15 protein-coding genes are annotated in these 15,457 nt (G+C 38.9%); 7 read left to right on the top strand and 8 right to left on the bottom strand.

Going from position 1 to position 15,457, the window contains the following annotated elements; translation table 11 throughout:
* Window positions 1–13: 13 nt before the first annotated feature.
* From leuD to leuB, 3 genes are all read left to right on the top strand, one after another.
* Window positions 14–661: a 3-isopropylmalate dehydratase small subunit gene (leuD, locus tag HMPREF0014_RS23170; protein WP_006580476.1), complete on the top strand. Its 648-nt coding sequence runs from the start codon at window positions 14–16 to the stop codon at window positions 659–661.
* Between the two features lie 112 nt (window positions 662–773).
* Entirely contained in the window at window positions 774–1,364 is a 591-nt protein-coding gene (locus tag HMPREF0014_RS23165; protein WP_006580475.1) for a hypothetical protein, read from the top strand.
* 31 nt (window positions 1,365–1,395) lie between these two features.
* Window positions 1,396–2,475 (top strand): 3-isopropylmalate dehydrogenase, encoded by a 1,080-nt coding sequence (gene leuB, locus HMPREF0014_RS23160; protein ID WP_006580474.1) that lies wholly within the window; start codon window positions 1,396–1,398, stop codon window positions 2,473–2,475.
* A 53-nt stretch (window positions 2,476–2,528) separates the two neighbouring features.
* Here leuB and HMPREF0014_RS23155 read toward each other — a convergent pair whose 3' ends face one another.
* Window positions 2,529–2,936: a hypothetical protein gene (locus tag HMPREF0014_RS23155; protein ID WP_020992381.1), complete on the bottom strand. Its 408-nt coding sequence runs from the start codon at window positions 2,934–2,936 to the stop codon at window positions 2,529–2,531.
* Between the two features lie 167 nt (window positions 2,937–3,103).
* Between HMPREF0014_RS23155 and HMPREF0014_RS23150 the strand changes: the two genes are divergently transcribed.
* Window positions 3,104–3,478 (top strand): lysozyme inhibitor LprI family protein, encoded by a 375-nt coding sequence (locus tag HMPREF0014_RS23150; protein WP_082187659.1) that lies wholly within the window; start codon window positions 3,104–3,106, stop codon window positions 3,476–3,478.
* A 51-nt stretch (window positions 3,479–3,529) separates the two neighbouring features.
* Here HMPREF0014_RS23150 and infA read toward each other — a convergent pair whose 3' ends face one another.
* The gene (infA, locus tag HMPREF0014_RS23145) at window positions 3,530–3,751 is read right to left on the bottom strand and encodes a translation initiation factor IF-1 (RefSeq protein ID WP_001284370.1); all 222 of its coding nucleotides are present in this window, start codon (window positions 3,749–3,751) and stop codon (window positions 3,530–3,532) included.
* Window positions 3,752–4,015: 264 nt separating this feature from the next.
* On the opposite strand from infA, the gene HMPREF0014_RS23140 reads away from it, so the two are divergent.
* Window positions 4,016–5,026, top strand: a complete 1,011-nt coding sequence (locus HMPREF0014_RS23140) for an AraC family transcriptional regulator (protein WP_004710706.1) — start codon at window positions 4,016–4,018, stop codon at window positions 5,024–5,026.
* 16 nt (window positions 5,027–5,042) lie between these two features.
* Here the strand turns inward: HMPREF0014_RS23140 and truA are convergent, their stop codons facing one another.
* From truA to asd, 5 genes are all read right to left on the bottom strand, one after another.
* Window positions 5,043–5,840, bottom strand: coding sequence for a tRNA pseudouridine(38-40) synthase TruA (truA, locus tag HMPREF0014_RS23135; protein WP_006580471.1), 798 nt, complete (start codon window positions 5,838–5,840; stop codon window positions 5,043–5,045).
* Between the two features lie 14 nt (window positions 5,841–5,854).
* Complete coding sequence (locus HMPREF0014_RS23130; protein WP_006580470.1) at window positions 5,855–6,826, bottom strand: asparaginase; 972 nt, start codon at window positions 6,824–6,826, stop codon at window positions 5,855–5,857.
* A gap of 58 nt (window positions 6,827–6,884) precedes the next feature.
* Window positions 6,885–8,177, bottom strand: coding sequence for a hypothetical protein (locus tag HMPREF0014_RS23125; protein ID WP_006580469.1), 1,293 nt, complete (start codon window positions 8,175–8,177; stop codon window positions 6,885–6,887).
* A 59-nt stretch (window positions 8,178–8,236) separates the two neighbouring features.
* Window positions 8,237–9,598, bottom strand: a complete 1,362-nt coding sequence (locus HMPREF0014_RS23120) for a hypothetical protein (RefSeq protein WP_006580468.1) — start codon at window positions 9,596–9,598, stop codon at window positions 8,237–8,239.
* 148 nt (window positions 9,599–9,746) lie between these two features.
* Window positions 9,747–10,865: an aspartate-semialdehyde dehydrogenase gene (asd, locus tag HMPREF0014_RS23115; protein WP_006580467.1), complete on the bottom strand. Its 1,119-nt coding sequence runs from the start codon at window positions 10,863–10,865 to the stop codon at window positions 9,747–9,749.
* 187 nt (window positions 10,866–11,052) lie between these two features.
* Here asd and HMPREF0014_RS23110 point away from each other — a divergent pair, with 187 nt between their 5' ends.
* Window positions 11,053–12,174, top strand: coding sequence for an endonuclease/exonuclease/phosphatase family protein (locus HMPREF0014_RS23110; RefSeq protein ID WP_002053517.1), 1,122 nt, complete (start codon window positions 11,053–11,055; stop codon window positions 12,172–12,174).
* 690 nt (window positions 12,175–12,864) lie between these two features.
* Window positions 12,865–14,151, top strand: a complete 1,287-nt coding sequence (gene gltP / locus HMPREF0014_RS23105; RefSeq protein ID WP_002053256.1) for a glutamate/aspartate:proton symporter GltP — start codon at window positions 12,865–12,867, stop codon at window positions 14,149–14,151.
* 56 nt (window positions 14,152–14,207) lie between these two features.
* Here gltP and HMPREF0014_RS23100 read toward each other — a convergent pair whose 3' ends face one another.
* A complete protein-coding gene (locus HMPREF0014_RS23100; RefSeq protein WP_006580466.1) occupies window positions 14,208–15,308 on the bottom strand; it encodes a glycosyltransferase family 4 protein in 1,101 nt (366 codons plus the stop codon).
* Window positions 15,309–15,457: the final 149 nt, after the last annotated feature.

The following is a 15,457-nucleotide window of genomic DNA, read 5'->3' as shown; positions in this document are numbered from 1 at the left end:
TCTGGAGCAAACCATGAAAGCTTATACAGTTGAACAAGGTATCGTTGCACCATTAGATCGTGCCAATGTCGATACAGATTTAATTATTCCAAAACAGTTTTTAAAATCGATTAAACGTACTGGTTTTGGCGACAACTTATTTGATGAACTTCGTTATTTAGATGAAGGTTACCCAGGTCAAGATAACTCGGTACGTCCAAAAAATCCGGACTTTGTTTTGAATCAACCACGTTATCAGGGAGCAACAGTTTTAATTGCTCGTACGAACTTTGGTTGTGGTTCAAGTCGTGAGCATGCACCTTGGGCATTAAACGAATATGGTTTCCGTACCGTTATTGCGCCAAGCTTTGCTGATATTTTCTTTAATAACTGTTTTAAAAACGGCATGTTACCAGTTATTTTATCTGAGAATATTGTTGATCAATTATTCAAAGAATGTACTGCGAATGAAGGATATCAATTAACAATTGATTTGGCTGCGCAAGAAGTTCGTACACCAGCAGGTGAAGCATTTAAATTCGAAGTGGATCCATTTCGTAAGCATTGCTTGTTAAATGGCTTGGATGATATTGGCTTAACTCTTCAAAATGCGGACGCAATTCGCGCTTATGAAGAAAAAACCAAACAGGTTCGTCCTTGGGTATTCCAAGAGATAAATTAACCTTTTGGTACATTTTAAACATAGTCATGGCGTCGTGTTCAAACTCTTGCTAACATGCTAAAGCATAACAACAGCTTAAAATTATGCACTAGATGAGGATTGGGCTTGAACAATGAAGAGGAACGTTACTCATAGCTTTTTGTTGGGCCTGTGCGCAATAACACTAAGTGCTTGTCAGAGCACTTACAATGTAGTGGATACTGTTCGTATTAAGCAGGCTGAACAAGAAAATTTGGGGCAGAATGCAGCAATATATTGTTCAGGCGCAAAAAGTTGCGAATTTGAACGGCTAAATGATATTACTGTTGTTGATGCACAGACACGTCGTATTAGTAATCAGGCAATTCATCAAGGAATTGTGAGATTAAATGGTTCGGTGTTAAGTCAAAGCAATAGTTTGTATTTATCTGTGCCTGCCAAACAATATGAAGTGGTGATTCGTTACTATCCGATTTCTCCAGATCGGGCAGAAACCATCCATGTTATTCACCAATTCAAAGCCAACCATCGCTATATGTTTAAAATGTACCGAGACAAATCTAACCGTTCGGGTAGTTTGCTGAATGTTTCTGTACCAGATCCATTATGTGTTGACTTAGAGCAGGATGGGCGTGTAATTCGCCGTTTTTGTCGACCATTTGATGCAACCACAGGACTCGGTGAATTTCTCGAACAGAAAAAACTAACACCACGACAGTCATAACACTGTCTTGTCTTTGAAAATGGAAAACTTCATGTCTAAACAGATTTTAATTTTGGCTGGCGATGGGATTGGTCCTGAAATTGTTGGGGCAGCAGAAAAAGTATTAAATAAAGTAAATGAAAAATTTAATTTGTCTTTGACTTGGGAACATGGCTTGTTAGGTGGAGCTGCGATTGATGCTCATGGAGAACCATATCCAGCTGTAACAAGTGAGCAAGCCAAAAAAGCTGATGCCATTTTATTAGGCGCCGTTGGTGGACCAAAATGGGACACTATTGAACGCTCTATTCGCCCTGAACGCGGTCTTTTAAAAATTCGTAGTGAACTTAACTTATTTGCTAACTTGCGCCCAGCGATCTTATATCCACAATTGGCTGATGCTTCTAGCTTAAAACCTGAAATTGTTGCAGGTTTAGATATTTTGATCGTTCGTGAATTGACTGGTGGTATCTACTTTGGTCAACCACGTGGTATTCGTGAACTCGAAAATGGTGAAAAACAGGGCTATAACACTGACGTTTATTCTGAGAGCGAAATTAAGCGTATTGCAAAAGTTGCTTTTGAACTTGCAGGATTACGTGGCGGTAAAGTGTGTTCTGTAGATAAAGCAAACGTTTTAGAAGTGACAGAGCTTTGGAAGCAAACGGTTACTGACTTACAGCAAGCGAACTATCCAAATATTCAGCTTTCACATATGTATGTGGATAATGCTGCTATGCAACTTGTACGTGCACCTAAACAGTTTGACGTAATCGTTACAGGTAACTTATTTGGCGATATCTTGTCTGACGAAGCAGCAATGCTTACAGGCTCAATTGGTATGTTGCCGTCAGCTTCTTTAGATGAAAATGGCAAAGGCATGTATGAACCTTGTCATGGTTCGGCGCCTGATATTGCGGGTCAAAATGTGGCAAACCCATTAGCAACCATTCTTTCTGTTGCAATGATGCTTCGTTATACCTTCCGTGCAGAAGCTGCTGCTAAAGCAATTGAAGATGCAGTAGGGCAAGTACTTGATCAAGGTTTCCGTACAGCCGATATTATGTCTGAAGGCATGACTAAAGTAGGTACAGCCGAGATGGGTGAAGCAGTCGTTGCTGCTCTTGCTTAAACGCTACTTTGCTAAAAAACGCAGCTTCAAGCTGCGTTTTTTTATGGTTGTGTTTAGCAAGCTTTACCTTCGTATTGAATAGATTCAGCAATGTCATTTTTAAGCTGAAAAATAACTTTGCAATTAAAATTAACATCGTAAGAGTTGCCCCCTAATGTCCCCGATTGAATAGGAACTGGATTACCACCCATCTCTACATTACTGACCATAGGAATGGGAATACTTAATGGCCGTAGAATCGTGTAGATGAGTTGATTTGATGTTTTTTGTGGAACATGCGCAATTTGAAAGCCAAGACCGCGTAAGTTTAGTTCTTGTTGAATGGTGGTCGATGATTTGCCCAGAAAGCCTTTTAAATATTCTTGTAAGTCGACAGATTGGCGTGGTTGAGTTGCGCAACCGTTCAAATAAATAGACATCACTGAGAGCAAGGTTATTCGGCATAGGTTCGATATATTCATTTTTCTCTCTATCAAATTATATTTATTGTTAGATAACGGTAGGTTGGATTGCCTAGCTTGTAAAGAAAAAAAGGAAGTTTATGATAAATGGAGGATGAGTTTATCTAGCAATTCATACTCACATCTGAAAGGCTTTATAATTACTTCGTAAAAAACTTAAGGAAAACATGATGAAAAAAATACTTTTAGCACTTTTATGCAGCTTTGGAGTAACAGCGGTATATGCCGATAATTGCGACACTACTCGTAATACCTATGATGATATTTACTGTACAAATAAAATCTATGCGAGTGCTGATGCAGATCTAAATAAAAATTATCAGGCATTAAGAGCAAAATTGAATACGGCACAAAGAAATACGCTTAAGAAGTCTCAGCTTGCGTGGATACGTCAACGTGATGCTGAATGTACAGATTCAAATAGAAATAGTGTAGACGTGCAGTGTCGTTTACAGACAACGCAGGAAAGAAACCATTGGCTACAAGAAAGATTGCGTGAATGCCAAACAGTTGGGTGTAAGTCCAGTCGATTAAGTGAATAAATAAAGCAATAAAAAAGCCACATCATGAAGTGGCTTTTTTGCATTCACTAATTAGCGAGCACGGTACGTAATACGACCTTTAGTTAAGTCATATGGAGTCATTTCGACTTTTACACTGTCGCCAGTAAGAATACGGATATAGTGTTTACGCATTTTACCAGAAATGTGTGCAATAACTTCGTGACCGTTTTCAAGACGTACACGGAACATCGTATTAGGAAGCGTTTCGGTGACAACGCCTTCGAACTCAATGAGTTCCTCTTTATTGGCCATAGCCTACCTGATGATCAAATTGGAAAGGCGCAAATTATAGTCAATTTATTTAAAAAAAACAAGATAGACATCTTCTTGTTAAAGCATCTGGTTAAACTATGACTAGTAAAAAAAGATGTAATTTTTTTCACAAAACAACTCTAATTCTGTTGTCAGTTTGGTCAATCAACGCTAATCTAAAATCATAGTTATTAGGGACTGTTCATGCATAAAGAGTCAACAGCTCCTAAGTATCAATGAAGTATCTACATGGAAGGGCACTGCGTGGGTCAGCTAACAGATGCATCAGTTGTATTACGTTTTGGCTATCAAGCAATTCGTCGTGCAGGATTGCCAACAGAAGAAATATTAACTAAAGCGGGAGTCGCTTTAAATCAGGTCGATACAAATGCACGTACTCCGTTAAGTGCACAGTATGCCTTTTGGACTGCAGCTCAGGAAGTCAGTAAAGATCCAGACATCGGTTTGCATTTAGGTGAGCATTTGCCTTTGTACCGTGGTCAGGTGATTGAACATTTATTTATTAGTAGTGAAACCTTTGGTGAAGGCCTTAAAAGAGCTTTAGCGTATCAACGTCTAATTAGTGATGCATTTGATGCAAAGCTGGTTGTCGAAGATGGGCGTTGCTATTTAACCAATGGTGAGCAAGTGGGGGCTGATAACCTTGTGAATCGTCATTTTTCAGAATGTGCGATTTCTGGTGTGCTTCGATTCTTCAAATTTATTACCGAAGGTCAGTTTCATCCTATCTTCATCGATTTTAACTTTAGTGAAGGTGCTTCGGAAGATGAATATTTCCGAGTTTATGGCTGTCCGGTAAGTTTAGGGCAAAAAGAAACAAGGCTATATTTTGATCCTGCCATTTTAGACTTCCAGCTTTGGCAGGCGGAACCTGAACTATTGCAACTGCATGAACAGCTCGCAATTGAAAAGCTACAAGAATTGGCTCGTTATGATTTGGTCGGTGAGGTTCGTCGAGCGATTGGTTCAACACTAGAAAGTGGAGAAACCACGCTAGAAACTGTAGCAGCACAATTAAATATTACGCCACGTCGTTTACGCACTCAGTTGAGTGAAGCGAATACCAGTTTCCAACAAATACTTTCTGACTATCGTTGTCGTTTAGCTAAAAAACTTTTGGCAAATACCAGTGAGAGTGTGGAGCGTATTGTGTATTTAACGGGTTTCTCTGAACCAAGTACGTTCTATCGTGCGTTTAAACGTTGGACCAATGAAACACCAGTTGAGTACCGTAAGCGTAAACAGCACCGCTAATAAAAATGGGTTAAGCCTACTCAGGTAGGTTTAACCAGTGTGGCCCAAGTGGTGGTTGTGGTAAGTCAAACTCCTCGGGATAGTAACATTGAATAAAGTAGAGACCGTCAGGTGGAGCAGTGACTCCTGCTGCTTTACGATCTTGTGCTGCAAACATCGTATCGATATGGTCTATTTCATACATACCTTGACCAATTTCGAGTAAGCATCCAACAATATTACGCACCATATGGTGTAAAAAACCATCTGCTTGAATATCTAACACTAAATAGCGGCCATGTTCAAATAGACGACAATGCGTTACATGTCGAACAGGCTTATTGGACTGGCATGCTGCTGCACGAAAGGTTTCAAAGTTATGTGTACCTTCAAATTTACTAGCAGCTTTAATCATCTTTTGCACATCTAGCTGTTGGTAAATGTGCGTGACCTGTTTATGTAAGAGGGCTGGTCGACAAGGAGCGTTATAAATAACATAGCGGTAACGTCGAGCCGTTGCCTTAAAGCGTGCATGAAAATTTTCATCCATCAGTTTTATCCACTGAATGGAAATATCTTTAGGTAACTGGCTATTTGCTCCTCTCAACCATCCCATTTCTGGACGAATGGCGTTCGTATCGAAGTGTGCCACCATATTCGTTGCATGTACTCCCGCATCTGTTCGGCCCGCACCGTGAAGTGCAATAGATTCATCTGCGATTTTGCTGAGTACACGCTCGATAGTTTCCTGAACGCTGGCAACGCCTGGCTGTTGTGTTTGCCAACCTCGATATTGAACTCCGCTAAACTCAATACCGACCGCATAACGTTGCATAGCTTTACCTCTATTTAATGCAAATTTTCATTCCAATGGCTGAGCCATTGTTCTGGGGTTGGGTATTTTAAATAGATTTGAAGTGCTTTTGCATAAAGATCTGCATGACTATGTGCATCATTAATGACAATTTTTGCAGTTTTGGTCCATGCACTAATTGCATAACGTTGGTCAATGCCGCCAAATGTCACTTGTGTTGCCAAGATTGGAACACAACCATGAGCATAGAGTTCATCTAATGTTGCCAATAGTTCAGGGTTAACTGCGATATTGCCTGTACCAAAGCCTTGTAACACTAAAAAGTGCGGTGGAGCAGGAAGTAAGTGACGTAACTGTTGTACCAAGTGCTGTGTTGAAATCGGTTGCATCATCCAGTTTAAAATCTGAAATGAAGCAGCTCGTTCAATTTGAGCATCTTGTACGATCAATTCATTTTGTTGAGGCGTAAATTCAACTTCACTACTTAAACCTGAAAATGCATCGAGTTCAGTTGTATGAGTTTTTAATGCAGTTTGTGCATGGAATACTTGATGATGGAATGCAAGATAAGCACCTACAGGTAAGCTAATCACTTGTTCTAATGCAAGATATAAGTTCTCGATTGCATCAGTGAATTCACGAGTATTATCACCTTGAACATTGAGTAACGGGTATTGGCTACCAGTAATCACAATATGACAGCTTTGGCCTAAAAAGCGAGCTAGGGTCGCAGCCGCATAACTGAGCGTGTCTGTACCGTGAATAACAACGAAATGCTGATAGCCTTTAAGTTGTAGTTGTTGTATGCGTTGAATTAGACGTAACCAATCAGGTGCCGTACATGCACTGCTATCGACAATATTGGGTGCCGCAAAGCAGTCAACTGTTAAGTGTGGAGGTATCACTTTCTCAAGTTGAGGTAAGAATTGGTCATAAGGCATAGGTGCTAACGGCTCACCGACGCAGCCAAAAGTACCACCCATGTAAAATAAGGCTATTTTTTTCATATTTTTGCAGGCATAAAAAAGCAGTCATCTCTGACTGCTTATGGTAAATCGAACAGTTCTAAGAAGCTATGCGATTAAGTAGGTTTTTCGCATGTTGTTGTTGTTCTGTGTTGAATTTTTGCTCATTAGCCTGTAGTAAATTGCGCGCTGCTTGGTTCTCACCAAACTTGATATATTGCTCAGCCAGTTTTAAGTCGAGCTCACTTTCATTTACTTGTTTTAATTCTGGAAATGCGTCTAGTAGTGGATCCTCTATTTGAGTTTGAGTAGCCTCTTTAGTTACTACATCTAGATGGTTTTGAGTTTCAATTTCTGGTGCTGTAACTAGTGCAGGTTCATCTAGCGAAAACTCAAGAGGTGCGATAGAAGTCGCTTCTAATGGTGCTTGTTCTACGAGTGTAAGTTCATCTAATGATGAAACTTGTTCATCAGATTTCTTTTCTGAAATTGAAGGATTTAAGTCAAGGTTAAAATCTAATGCATTGACGCTATTTTCTTGATTTGCTTTTACTTCTACTGCTTGAGTTTTTTCTTCATTTTCATGCAGAGGTGCCAAGTCAAAAGAAAACTCTAAATCAGCTAGTTCATTTGTTTCTTGAGATGACGAAACTTCTGGTATTTGCTGAGATGTTGATTGTTCTGGTTCCTGTATGGGTTGACTGATATTTTCGGTAGCTGCAGTTTTTTCAAATGAAAAGTTAAATTCTAACGGTTCAACTTCAACTGCTGGTTCTTGTTTTACAGGTGTATAGTCTTTCTGCAAGTCATCAAAAGAAGTTTCAGAAGAACTTGTTGTTAACTGGTCAAACTGAGCAGTTGTGTCAGGTGTGTTTTTCGGTTCTTCATATGATTGAGCTTGAGGAAAATCAATAGCATCAGGTTGTCTTGCAGACTCATATTCTTTTTGTCTTGCTTCTGCTTTAATCGCGATTTCATTTAATGCCAAACTGCGAATGTGGCTAATTAGTTGTTGAATCGCGAATTCATCTTTTTGAGCAATATGAACTTCAAGAAGTAATAAATACAATTCATGCTGGGTATTGTCTTTTTTTAGTGCCTGATTGACTTGAGCTTCAGCCGCTGAAAACTGTTTTTCTTGAATGAGCTGTTGAATATTTTGACGAACAGCCTCAGGAACAGGACTACTTTGTGGAAGAGCAGGAGTGATTTCTTCAACTACATTGGTTTTACTTTTTTCACGCGAGCTTTTACTCGATTTGGCACCTGCTTTTTTGCCCGATTTTTTACTTATACTTTTTGGGGAGGTGGTCTCTTGTTTTTGGCCATTCTCGCGTTTTTTTAAAACAACGGCGACCACGAGTAATATGATAAACGGAATCACATATAACATTACTTTCCCCTTAAAAAATAAAATTTTGCAATATAAAGCGAGCTAACTCTGGTTTTAACTTAGTGTTTTTGCTTGTGAGTTTGTTGCTGTGCTTTTAATTGCTGCTGTAACTCTGCCAAACGCGCATTCAGAAGTTGAATACGTTGGTCTTTTAAACTTAAAGTTTGATTTAGTTTGGTTACATTCCTTTGTAATGTAACGGTTTTTTCTCGAGTTGTCATAACTTTTACTGCTAACTCAGTATTGTTTTGACCTTGTTGTGTGCTCTTTTTTGCACTTCCATGATTAGAATTTGGGCTGTTCTCTGCCACAATGCTCATTTCAGCTTGTTGCAAACGATATTTAGCTCGGCCAGAAGTAGGTTTTGCTAAGTTAGCTTCGGTTGATTTAGGTTTTGGATGTGAAGTTTTAGCTGTATTTGCTGCTGTTAAATTTAGTGAAATTCCCTGACGTAAACGGTTTACATCGCCTTGGATAAAAGCATGTCGATTTTGAGCTTGGATATCTCGCATGACTTTAGCTACAGGTTGTTTAGTTTGTGCTGCGATACGATTGGCAATACTCCATAAAGACTCATTACGTTGTACAACATATTTACCGGTAGGTGCAGGGCCTTTATAAGTGCTGATTTTTTGCTTTTTCGGTGTATTTTTACTTAATACATTTTTGTGTTGAGCAGGCTTAGGTTGGGCTGCTTTTTTGACTGTAGTTGTTTGATTGTCATTGCTTGGTTTAAGAGGCGTAGATGGCTGTTTTTCTATAGCAGATGGCTCAGTACTCATTGCTGCTATAGTTTGCTGTGGCGCTTGAGTCGAAGGTTTTTCGGTAAAAGGCGTCGCAGGAGCAGAGCTATTCAAAGCTGGAGCAGTTCCAGTACTAATATTTAGATTACGTTCATTAGCTGGAGTTTCTGCTACGGTTGTTGCTGTCTCAGCAGGTGTGTATCGAGTACTTTCCGGTAAGTTTAACGCGATGTCTTTTTCATTTACGATAAATTGCGGTGAAAGTGGAGTTTCATTAGCAGCGACCTTTTTTATAGGCGATGGCTTTAAAACGGTTTTAATATGTTGAAGACGAGTTGCATTACCTTCACTGACTTTTACGACAATATTCAATTCAGGATCAATAATAGGACGAGATGAGGTAATCACAATAACGCCAGAACCTTGGCCATTTTGGCGTGTATAAAAATTCAGATTACCAGGAGGTTGGTGAGTTACTCCCAAACTATTAAGATCTTCTTGAGTGGCTAAACTGACTTGTAATGGGGTATTTGGATCCGCTTGCTGAAAATTCATTTCTGCATAAAGTAATTCCCCAGGCGCAGATTGAATTTGAATAGGATCTAATGTAATCGCATAAACACAAGGCGAAGACATAATGGTGAAAATGGCAATTTTTAATTTGTTATATGCAGTCATCTCAATCCATGACCTGATCAGTCGTAAAGTCGTTCAAAATTATACAATAATGAAATGTAAATAAATTGTTAATTTTTCACAAACCAGTTACGAAAAAGCCGATCAAATGTGATCGGCTTTTTATTTTGACTGAATAATTCAGGTCAAATTATGAGCTTTTGTATTCTACTAAAATACGTAACATACGACGTAAAGGTTCAGCAGCACCCCAAAGTAGCTGATCGCCTACTGTGAATGCACCGAGATACTCTTTACCCATATTGAGTTTGCGTAAACGGCCTACAGGTACAGTTAAGGTACCAGTCACAGCTACAGGTGTAAGATCAGTCATCGATGCTTCACGTGTATTTGGTACAACTTTAGCCCACTGGTTTGAGTTACGAATCATATCTTCGATCTCATCAAGCGGAACATCTTTTTTCAGTTTGATGGTTAATGCTTGAGAGTGGCAACGCATTGCACCGATACGCACACAGTGACCATCAATAGGAACAATTTGAGAGTTACCTAAAATCTTGTTGGTTTCAACTTGACCTTTCCACTCTTCTTTAGATTGACCGCTTTCAAGCTGTTTATCAATGTAAGGAATCAATGAACCAGCAAGTGGCACACCAAAGTTAGCAGAAGGGAAGCCTTCACCACGTTGTAACTCAGCAACTTGACGGTCAATATCAAGAATTGCAGATTTAGGATCATCTAACAAAGCCTTGGTATTGTTGTACAAATAACCCATACCTGTTAACAACTCACGCATGTTTTGTGCGCCAGCACCTGATGCTGCTTGATAAGTCATAGCAGTCATCCACTCAACCAAATTATTTTGGAAAAGTGCGCCTACGCCCATCAACATAAGTGATACTGTACAGTTACCACCAACGAAAGTTTTAGTACCTTTCGCTAAACCGTCTTTAATTACGTTAAGGTTAACTGGATCAAGAACGATGATTGCATCATCAGACATACGTAAAGTAGATGCAGCATCAATCCAGTAGCCATCCCAACCAGTTGCTTTTAACTGTGGGAAAACTTCAGACGTGTAGTCACCACCTTGGCAGGTAATAATGACATCCATTTGCTTCAGACTGGTAATGTCTGTAGCTTCCATAAGTGCTGGGGCAGTCTTACCACCAAATGAAGGAGCTTCACCACCTGCATTACTGGTAGAGAAGTAGAATGGCTCAATATGAGCAAAATCATTCTCTTCAACCATACGTTGCATAAGGACGGAACCGACCATCCCGCGCCAACCGACCAGACCTACTTTCATGTCATTTTGCCTCGGTGCGTTAAAATTGTTAGGGGGAGTTGAGTGTATCAAAAGTGCTCACAACTGCAAGCGTTACAGAATCAAAACAGCAATTTTATTGAGTAGAATATCTTGTTTATGTTACATACAAAATTGATAAAGATGACAAAAACATTAAAAAACAAATCATCTTAAAAGAGTAATTTCAATGATTTATATCGAAGTTGTGTCTGTGGTGGTGATTTGGTTGACTTTCTGGTCACTTATCCCTCGTGATGAGTGGTGGTTTAGAGGGGCTGATTTTCCACGTTTACAAATTCTGTTTGTGGGCTTTATTGCTTTAATTGGCATGTTGTTTTGGCCGTCTGAATGGAACATATGGCGTGAGCTTTTACTTGCAGTACTCATTGCAGCAATTGCTTATCAACTTAAAATGGTTTTGCCTTATACCTTGTTTTGGAAAAAACAGGTTAAAAAGGTAAAGCAACATCAAGTAGATCCTAAAAAACAGATTTCACTAATTGTTTCTAATGTGCTTACACCCAATGATAAATATCATTTATTACTTGAGCATGTACGGACATTAAAACCTGATTTATTGTTGACGTTAGAAAGTGACAAGACATGGGAAAATGCTCTAAAAGAAATTGAAGAGGAGTACCCTTACCGTGTGCCTGTACCATTAGATAATTTATATGGCATGCATTTATATAGTCGATTACCGCTTAGAAATACTGAGGTCAAGTTCATTTTAAGTAATGAAATTCCTTCTATTCATACCACTGTAATCTTACGTTCTGGGATGCCTGTTCAGCTCTACTGTTTACATCCTAAGCCGCCTAGTCCAACTGAAGCAAAAGATTCAACACTACGAGATGCAGAGCTTTTAATTGTTGGAGATCAAATTAAAGATCTGGATGAGAGTTGTATCGTGATGGGAGATCTAAATGATGTCGCATGGTCACGCACAACACGTTTATTTCAGCGTATTAGTGGATTACTCGACCCGCGAGTTGGCCGACACTTTATTAATACTTTTCACGCAGATTACTCTTTATTGCGTTGGTCACTTGATCATATCTTTCATAGTACAGACTTTGGTTTAGTAAAAATGCAGCGTTTATCTCATATTGGCTCAGATCATTTTCCTGTCTACGTCGTTTTACAAACAGGTCGAATATTTGAAGAGATTCAAGAAGAAGTTGAAGAAACTCAAGATGATGAAGAAGAAGCTCAAGCTGCTATACAAGAAGGTATTGCTAAAGCTGAAAAAGAAGAAAAAATAGTGACTGATGAAATTGCAGAGCCTTATAAAGAGAAAAGTATATAAAAGCAGGTTGTAAGCAATATCGTACAAAGATTTGAGTCTAGGTCCAATAGGCAGGGGGAACTAAAACCCGTATTCTACATTCATCGGCACACGGAAGCGGGAATGGATAATCCCAAGTAAGGATGCACTAAGCTGATATGGAACGACATCACGGATAAGATGTTAGAACGGAAGCAATAAAAAGAATTATATACCCTGAAAGCACAACCTCATTTACCCGAGTTTTGCAGGACGCAGAACTCGGGTTGATATTTTATATAAATGCCATTTAATTATTTGTAAATTAAAGAAATATTTTTAAGGTTATCTTAATTTTAAAATCTATTTAATTATAGGTAGTTGTCCATAAGTTTTTTTATATATCCGAGCCTTTTTCGATGAAAATAGATACAAAAATTTTTTTTGATAAGTTTTTGTTTTTATAGATTATTGAAGAATAAATATAGGCTTTGGTCTATTTAGACATAAATTGGACTTGTTTAATTGGCAAATCTCAATAGAATGTGCCGATCGTTGACATGTTGGATCGTCAACAGGCATTGTTGTTTACTTCGCCGGATCGGCGGGTTGTGATTTGCTTGTGCATTTAAATTTCTGTTTGGAAATTCGTGTACATATTGAGGTTTCACTCTAAAGTAGTGGTCTTCTCCCTCTCATATTTGATACTTTGCGGTGCATAAGGATTGTCTTATGAAGAATTTTAAATTTAGCCTTGCATGGCAAATTTTAATTGCTTTAATCCTAGGGATAGTTGTTGGGGCTGTTTTACATAACCAGCCTGAAATCAAAGATAGTATTGTAAATAACGTTCTTACTCCATTAGGTAAGATCTTTATTAGCCTGATTAAAATGATTGTCATCCCAATCGTTTTCTCTACATTGATTTTAGGTATTGCGGGTGTTGGCAGTACAAAAAGTCTTGGGCGTCTTGGTTTTAAAACCATTCTCTATTTCGAAATTATTACTACTATTGCTATTTTGGTCGGCTTGGTTGCAGCAAATATCTTCCATCCAGGTTCAGGCATTGATATGTCTCAACTGGTTCAAACTGATATTTCTCAATATAAGCATACAACTGAAGAAGTACAGTCACAGTCTCATGGTATTATCCAGACGATATTATCGCTTATCCCAACGAACATTATTAGTTCAATGGCACATGGCGAAATGTTACCAGTGATTTTCTTTGCTGTGCTTTTTGGTATTGGCTTATCTTCATTGCCAGCTACAACAAAAGACCCATTATTAAATGTATTTCATGCTGTATCGGAAACAATGTTCCGTGTGACACACATCATCATGAAATATGCACCAGTGGGTGTATTTGGTTTAATCGCTGTTACTGTTGCAAACTTTGGTTTTGCTTCACTTATTCCATTAGGTAAATTGGTTGTATTGGTTTACGGTGCAATCTTGTTCTTTGCTTTAGTGGTACTTGGTTTAACTGCAAAAATGTTCAGCATCAATATCTTTACTTTGTTTAAGATTTTGAAAGATGAATTAATCTTGGCATATTCAACTGCTAGTTCTGAAACAGTTTTACCGCGTATTATGCAAAAAATGGAAGCTTATGGTGCGCCAAAAGCGATTTCTAGTTTTGTAATCCCAACTGGTTATTCTTTTAACCTTGACGGTTCTACGCTTTATCAAAGTATCGCAGCAATCTTTATTGCACAGCTTTACGGTATTGAAATGTCGATCAGCCAACAAGTTATTTTGGTTGTAACATTAATGATTACTTCGAAAGGTATTGCGGGTGTTCCTGGCGTATCGTTTGTGGTGTTATTAGCGACATTAGGTAGTGTTGGTATTCCTGTGGAAGGCTTAGCGTTTATTGCTGGTGTTGACCGTATTATGGATATGGCACGTACTGCGTTGAACGTTGTAGGTAACGCGCTTGCGGTACTTGTAATCAGTAAATGGGAAAAACAATATGACTATGAAAAAGCTGCTGCTTATGAAGCAACATTTAAATAAGACTGCTTTCTTTTAGTTAATAAAAAACCCGCGATGATCGCGGGTTTTTTATTATGTTATTTCAATACACTTTGATAGAGCTCAAGGGTTTGGTCACACATATCTTTTAAACTGAACATTGTCACAGGAGCGACTGTTTGCGGTTGTTCAATATGATGCTTTACTGTTTCTAATAAAGCTTTTTCATTTTCGGCTTCAACAAGACCTTGTGGATATACATGAGATAAAATCTCTGCAACACCTCCACGGTTCCAGCCAATTACTGGCGTACCGACTGACAGTGCTTCTAATGCTGTTCTACCGAATGTTTCTGCTTGATTGGATAGAGTGAGCACAATGTCGCTAAAAGCGAGCCATTCACGTATATCTGAGCGATGTCCTACAAAGGTGATCTTATCTGCAAGTCCTTTGTTTTGAATGGTGCTTTGCAACTCACTTAAATAGGCCTGTTTTTTAGCATCGGCACCCCCCACAACAACAGCATGAAGTTGAGGATATTGCGACTGAAGTTGTTGCATCAATTCAATTAAGCTTTCATGTCCTTTTAAACGCGTAATACGGCCAGGCAGACAAAGTAAAAATTTATTTTCGAGTTCAGGAAAGTCATTAAAAACTTGATTAAACCACTGTGCTGAGGGTTGGTAGTTATGCGGGAAAGCAGCTGGATCAATCCCTCGATAAATCCGTACAATATCTTGTGGTGGACAGTTTTTATAATGGTCAGTGATGTATTTAACCACGCTGTCAGAAACGGCAATTACTTTTTCTGCCTGAGTCATGATCGCACTATAGCGATTGACTGAGTAGAAACCATGTACTGTACTGATGAGGTGAGGGCGCTTATGGGCTAGTATTCCTTTTAAAGCAAAATGGGTAAGCCATGCAGGAACACGTGAGCGTACATGAACAATATCGGGCTGATGCTCTTCAATAAGTCGACGTAAAGGGCGGATTTGCCATAAGCTCGATAAAGATTTTTTATGAATCGGTAGTGTTAAGTGTTTAGAGCCCTCGGCTTCAAGTTGAGACACTAATCGTCCGCCATTTGATATAACCAAAGATTGGTGGCCTTGTGCAACCAGTGCACGTGCAATTTCCAGTGTGCCGCGTTCTACGCCACCGCTATTGAGTTCTGGGAGAAGTTGCATCACTTTCATTGATTTTGCCTTTAGGTTGTAGCAAAGCGGTGTTTTACCGGTTATTCATTTAATAGGTGGAGTTTACTCCTTACTTTTGTTTTGGCAAAAGTAACAAAACCATTTGTTGGACTAACGACACATCCATGATGTCGTAATCCAACGGGCGA

It is taken from the genome of Acinetobacter sp. RUH 2624 (genome assembly GCF_000162375.2).
Taxonomy (GTDB): domain Bacteria; phylum Pseudomonadota; class Gammaproteobacteria; order Pseudomonadales; family Moraxellaceae; genus Acinetobacter; species Acinetobacter nosocomialis.
The sequence above is the reverse complement of the archived record's forward strand: the minus strand, read 5'-3'. Positions and strand labels throughout refer to the sequence as shown.

Excerpts from the sequence above, each read along its gene's own strand:
- leuD (WP_006580476.1), top strand. The coding sequence starts at position 14 with ATGAAAGCTTATACAGTTGAACAAGGTATCGTTGCACCATTAGATCGT.
- HMPREF0014_RS23165 (WP_006580475.1), top strand. The coding sequence starts at position 774 with ATGAAGAGGAACGTTACTCATAGCTTTTTGTTGGGCCTGTGCGCAATA.
- leuB (WP_006580474.1), top strand. The coding sequence starts at position 1,396 with ATGTCTAAACAGATTTTAATTTTGGCTGGCGATGGGATTGGTCCTGAA.
- HMPREF0014_RS23155 (WP_020992381.1), bottom strand. The coding sequence starts at position 2,936 with ATGAATATATCGAACCTATGCCGAATAACCTTGCTCTCAGTGATGTCT.
- HMPREF0014_RS23150 (WP_082187659.1), top strand. The coding sequence starts at position 3,104 with ATGATGAAAAAAATACTTTTAGCACTTTTATGCAGCTTTGGAGTAACA.
- infA (WP_001284370.1), bottom strand. The coding sequence starts at position 3,751 with ATGGCCAATAAAGAGGAACTCATTGAGTTCGAAGGCGTTGTCACCGAA.
- truA (WP_006580471.1), bottom strand. The coding sequence starts at position 5,840 with ATGCAACGTTATGCGGTCGGTATTGAGTTTAGCGGAGTTCAATATCGA.
- HMPREF0014_RS23130 (WP_006580470.1), bottom strand. The coding sequence starts at position 6,826 with ATGAAAAAAATAGCCTTATTTTACATGGGTGGTACTTTTGGCTGCGTC.
- HMPREF0014_RS23125 (WP_006580469.1), bottom strand. The coding sequence starts at position 8,177 with ATGTTATATGTGATTCCGTTTATCATATTACTCGTGGTCGCCGTTGTT.
- HMPREF0014_RS23120 (WP_006580468.1), bottom strand. The coding sequence starts at position 9,598 with ATGACTGCATATAACAAATTAAAAATTGCCATTTTCACCATTATGTCT.
- asd (WP_006580467.1), bottom strand. The coding sequence starts at position 10,865 with ATGAAAGTAGGTCTGGTCGGTTGGCGCGGGATGGTCGGTTCCGTCCTT.
- HMPREF0014_RS23110 (WP_002053517.1), top strand. The coding sequence starts at position 11,053 with ATGATTTATATCGAAGTTGTGTCTGTGGTGGTGATTTGGTTGACTTTC.
- gltP (WP_002053256.1), top strand. The coding sequence starts at position 12,865 with ATGAAGAATTTTAAATTTAGCCTTGCATGGCAAATTTTAATTGCTTTA.
- HMPREF0014_RS23100 (WP_006580466.1), bottom strand. The coding sequence starts at position 15,308 with ATGAAAGTGATGCAACTTCTCCCAGAACTCAATAGCGGTGGCGTAGAA.